Source organism: Rhizobium sp. 10N414 (assembly GCF_056394785.1).
In genome coordinates this window covers 1-4,717 of record NZ_JBFTIN010000082.1, presented here as the reverse complement: position 1 = coordinate 4,717, position 4,717 = coordinate 1, and the positions used below count along the sequence as shown (strand labels likewise).

5 protein-coding genes and 1 pseudogene are annotated in these 4,717 nt (G+C 58.3%); 2 read left to right on the top strand and 4 right to left on the bottom strand.

Translation table 11 applies throughout. The annotated features are described in order from the left end of the window. The 4 genes and pseudogenes from AC1DE4_RS31470 to rpsL all read right to left on the bottom strand — a co-directional run. Positions 1-72: pseudogene (locus AC1DE4_RS31470) on the bottom strand (GTP-binding protein); the annotation flags it as partial. 69 nt (positions 73-141) lie between these two features. Then, positions 142-2,241 (bottom strand): elongation factor G, encoded by a 2,100-nt coding sequence (fusA, locus tag AC1DE4_RS31465; RefSeq protein WP_018860447.1) that lies wholly within the window; start codon positions 2,239-2,241, stop codon positions 142-144. Positions 2,242-2,270: 29 nt separating this feature from the next. Then, positions 2,271-2,741 (bottom strand): 30S ribosomal protein S7, encoded by a 471-nt coding sequence (rpsG, locus tag AC1DE4_RS31460; RefSeq protein WP_018860448.1) that lies wholly within the window; start codon positions 2,739-2,741, stop codon positions 2,271-2,273. 77 nt (positions 2,742-2,818) lie between these two features. Continuing rightward, a complete protein-coding gene (gene rpsL / locus AC1DE4_RS31455) occupies positions 2,819-3,190 on the bottom strand; it encodes a 30S ribosomal protein S12 (RefSeq protein WP_003547537.1) in 372 nt (123 codons plus the stop codon). 485 nt (positions 3,191-3,675) lie between these two features. Here rpsL and AC1DE4_RS31450 point away from each other — a divergent pair, with 485 nt between their 5' ends. Together AC1DE4_RS31450 and AC1DE4_RS31445 are read left to right on the top strand one after the other, a co-directional pair. Then, the gene (locus AC1DE4_RS31450; protein WP_025662697.1) at positions 3,676-3,969 is read left to right on the top strand and encodes a hypothetical protein; all 294 of its coding nucleotides are present in this window, start codon (positions 3,676-3,678) and stop codon (positions 3,967-3,969) included. Between the two features lie 7 nt (positions 3,970-3,976). Next, positions 3,977-4,405, top strand: coding sequence for an NUDIX hydrolase (locus AC1DE4_RS31445; RefSeq protein ID WP_192242225.1), 429 nt, complete (start codon positions 3,977-3,979; stop codon positions 4,403-4,405). The last annotated feature ends 312 nt before the right edge of the window (positions 4,406-4,717 follow it).

Here is a 4,717-nt window from a genome sequence, read left to right as displayed (position 1 = left end):
GCCGTGGTCAACGTGGCCGATCGTGCCGATGTTAACGTGCGGCTTGTTGCGCTCAAACTTACTCTTTGCCATTTGGGCTCTCCACTCTTTTAAGGTCCCGTGAGGGATCTAATTCTTGTTATCGGTCAATTGGTATTCCGGTCACTTCTGACCGGAATACTTTGCCTGGATTTCCGTTGCGACGTTCGACGGGACCGGCGCGTAGTGATCGAAGGTCATCGTGTACTGAGCACGGCCCTGTGACATGGAGCGCAGGTTATCGACGTACTTGAACATGTTCGCCAGCGGAACGTTGGCGGCGATGACGACGGCGATACCACGGCTTTCCTGGCCCTGGATCTGACCACGGCGGGAGTTCAGGTCACCGATAACGTCACCGACGTAATCTTCCGGCGTGACGACTTCGACCTTCATCATCGGCTCGAGGAGCTGAGCGCCGGCCTTCTTGGCTGCTTCACGGAAGCAAGCACGCGAAGCGATTTCGAACGCCAGAACCGACGAGTCGACGTCGTGGAAGGCACCGTCGATGAGCGTCGCCTTGACGCCGAGCATCGGGAAGCCAGCCAGCGGACCGGAAGACAGAACGCTTTCGATACCTTTCTGAACGCCCGGAATGTATTCCTTCGGAACTGCACCACCGACGATCTTGGACTCGAACTTGAAGTCTTCGCCATCCGGGTTCGGTTCGAAGACGATCTTGACGCGCGCGAACTGACCGGTACCACCGGACTGCTTCTTGTGCGTGTAGTCTTCTTCGTGCTGGCGCGTGATGGTTTCGCGGTAGGCAACCTGCGGAGCACCGACGTTTGCTTCAACCTTGAATTCGCGACGCATGCGGTCGACGATGATGTCGAGGTGAAGTTCGCCCATGCCGGCGATGATCGTCTGGCCGGATTCCTGGTCGGTCTTGACGCGGAAGGACGGGTCTTCAGCAGCCAGGCGGTTGAGCGCGAGGCCCATCTTTTCCTGGTCGCCCTTGGACTTCGGCTCGATCGCGATCTGGATGACCGGCTCGGGGAATTCCATGCGCTCGAGAATAACAGGCTTCAACGGATCGCAGAGCGTGTCACCCGTAGTGGTTTCCTTGAGACCAGCGAGAGCAACGATATCACCTGCGAAGGCTTCTTCGATGTCTTCACGCGAGTTCGAGTGCATCTGCAGCATACGGCCGACGCGCTCGCGCTTGTCCTTGACGGTGTTCAGAACCGACGAACCCTTTTCGAGCTTGCCGGAATAGATGCGTGCGAAGGTCAGCGAACCGACGAACGGGTCGTTCATGATCTTGAATGCGAGCATCGAAAGCGGCTCGGAGTCGTCAGCGTGACGCTCGATTTCGGCTTCCGTCTTGAAGTCGATGCCCTTGATCGCCGGAATATCGAGCGGCGACGGCAGGTAATCGACAACGGCGTCGAGCAGCGGCTGAACGCCCTTGTTCTTGAAGGCGGTGCCGCAGAACATCGGGTGGAACTTGACGTCGATCGTGCCGCGACGGACGAGCGCGCGGATCTGATCGTTGTCGGGCATGGTGCCTTCGAGGTAGGCTTCCATCGCGGCTTCGTCGATCTCGACAACGGTCTCGATCAGCTTTTCGCGATATTCTTCAGCCTTGACCTTCATGTCTTCCGGGATTTCGACGACATCCCACTGGGCGCCGAGCGATTCATCGCGCCAGACGAGAGCGTTCATCTCGATCAGGTCGACAACGCCCTTGAAGTCGCTTTCTGCGCCGATCGGCAGCTGCATGACGACAGCCGTTGCGCCGAGACGGGTCTTGATCATCTCGACGGAGCGGTAGAAGTCCGCACCGGTCTTGTCCATCTTGTTGCAGAAGATCATGCGCGGAACATTGTACTTCTCAGCCTGGCGCCAGACGGTTTCCGTCTGCGGCTCAACACCGGCGTTGGCGTCGAGAAGAGCAATCGCACCGTCGAGAACGCGCAGCGAACGCTCGACTTCGATGGTGAAGTCGACGTGGCCGGGGGTGTCGATGATGTTGAAGCGGCGCATCTTGCCGTCACGGCCCTTCCAGAAGGTCGTGGTGGCAGCGGAGGTGATCGTGATACCACGCTCCTGCTCCTGCTCCATCCAGTCCATCGTGGCCGCGCCATCGTGCACTTCGCCGATCTTGTGCGACTTGCCGGTGTAGTAAAGGATACGCTCAGTCGTCGTCGTCTTGCCGGCGTCGATGTGCGCCATGATACCGAAATTTCGGTAGTCTTCAATTTTATATTCGCGAGCCATTGTGGACTGCCTTTCGAACCCGTTCGGGATTACCAGCGATAATGCGAGAACGCACGGTTGGCGTCAGCCATCTTGTGCGTGTCTTCGCGCTTCTTGACCGCGGAACCACGGTTGTTGGATGCATCGAGAAGCTCGCCCGACAGCCGGTCGATCATGGTCGTTTCGTTGCGCTTGCGCGCGGCAGCGATCAGCCAGCGGATGGCCAGGGCCTGACGGCGCTCCGGACGAACATCAACCGGAACCTGGTAGGTTGCACCACCAACACGGCGCGAACGGACTTCAACGTGCGGAGCAACGTTGTCCAGAGCCTGATGGAACACGCCGAGCGGCTCCTGCTTGGACTTGCCCTGTACGGAGTCAAATGCGCCGTAGACAATGCTTTCAGCGACGGACTTCTTGCCGTCAAGCATGATTGCATTCATGAACTTGGTAACAACCAGATCGCCGAACTTCGGGTCCGGGTTGATCTCGCGCTTTTCTGCTCTGTGACGTCTGGACATACTTCTCGTCTCTTCAATTGTTAAAGGCGCTCTACCACGCGGAGGACCTCGCGCAGCGCCGGGATTTCAAAGCCGAATTACTTCGGACGCTTCGCACCGTACTTCGAACGGCGCTGCTTGCGGTTCTTGACACCCTGGGTATCGAGAACGCCGCGGATGATGTGGTAACGAACACCCGGAAGGTCCTTAACACGGCCGCCGCGGATCATGACGACAGAGTGTTCCTGAAGGTTGTGGCCTTCACCGGGGATGTAACCAATGACTTCGAAGCCGTTGGTCAGGCGGATCTTTGCGACCTTACGCAGAGCCGAGTTCGGTTTCTTCGGCGTCGTCGTGTAGACGCGGGTGCAAACACCGCGCTTCTGCGGGTTCTCCTGCAGGGCAGGAACCTTATTACGCTTTACGTTCGCCTGACGCGGCTTGCGGATAAGCTGGTTTACGGTAGGCATTCAACCATCCCTTACGTTTATATCTCAATCCCTTGCGGGCGTAACTCGCGCCGTCTCCGGCAAGATCACACGCTTGTCTCAATGCGCAAAACGTGGCCCGATCCGCTTTCGCAGATGGACCACTGAGAGCAGAGGACGCAAAAGACATGCGTCATGCGTGCAGGCATCATATCTTCAACGTGCGTTTCGAACCTTGTTTGAGGTGATCTCCGGGGCGCGTCGCCCCGAATGGCCATGCCTCACATGGGTCCGGATGGCGCGGGTACTACTGGTTTCCCGTCGTCTCGTCAAGGCCGTTAAGAAATAAACTTAGGCCAAACGCCTTGAAACCCGGCCACTACGCGCTCTTTTGGAGCTTCTAGGCGCATTCGCTGCTGCACAGCAAGATAAACTTGAGCATTGCAGTAAAAAGCGGCTATGGAATCACCGATTGCAGACGCTAAACGCATGAAATCAGATTCAAATCTCGAATCGAAGGACATCCGATGATCACCGCCCCCGACAACGACAACATTTCCGAAGGCCCGATGGTCTTCATCATCATCGGCAAGGGCTATGAGTCCGACAACAGCGAGGGCGTCGATCTCCATATCATGCTCAAGGCCGCCGACGACGACAGCGCCGTGCGCGAGGCTCTGAATGCGCTTGCGGAAGAAGGTTTCATCGAGGCCGACCTCGACCAGATCGGCATGCTGACCGAAGTGCCGTCCGAGGAGCCTCACGCCTCCGCCTATCAGGGCGCCGTCGACGGCGAAGTCGCGATCATCCGCTTCAGCTGAGGCAACGATGAAGCCGGATGCGCTCAAGGTGCTGATCTATGCAACCTGGCGCGATCGGCTGCTGGTTTTCGATGAGCCGGACTTTCCGGAGATCGAGCTTCAGGTTCCGGGCGGCACGGTAGAAGCTGGCGAAGATATCGCCGCGGCAGCCCTTCGAGAGTTTTCGGAAGAAACGGGAATCCTGTCTAAGACACCCCTCGCCCCGCTGGTTGTCAATGACTACCGTTTCTACAAGGATGGCAGCGACGTCTGCCACCGGCGACATTACTTCCACATTCCGCTTGAAGGTGAGCAGCCCTCCACCTGGCTGCATCGCGAAATGACGCCGTTCAGCGGCGGGGGTCCAATCCTGTTCCGTTTCTTCTGGCTCAGCTTCGACGATGCCCATGTTCGGCTGGGCTACGGTATGGAGCAAGGCCTACCGCTGCTGAGCTGAGCCCTTGCAAAATCGAACTCAATCGGCATAGGCGGCGCTCGATGTGATCGCACCCCTGCCACACCACCCGGCATGCGGTCCGCACCGGACGGTTCGAGAGATTGAGGTTAGACGAGCCTGGGCATTCCAAGTTGGTCAGCCCATCTAATGGTGAGGGTGGCGTTAAGGAGCTTGCCGCTGTTGCGCCACCAGCGACCGGCATTTGCTGCCACTTGCTGGGCCACCCCAGGTTGGCGTTAAGGAGCTTGCCGCTGTTGCGCCACCAGCGACCGGCATTTGCTGCCACTTGCTGGGCCACCCCAGGTTTGGCTC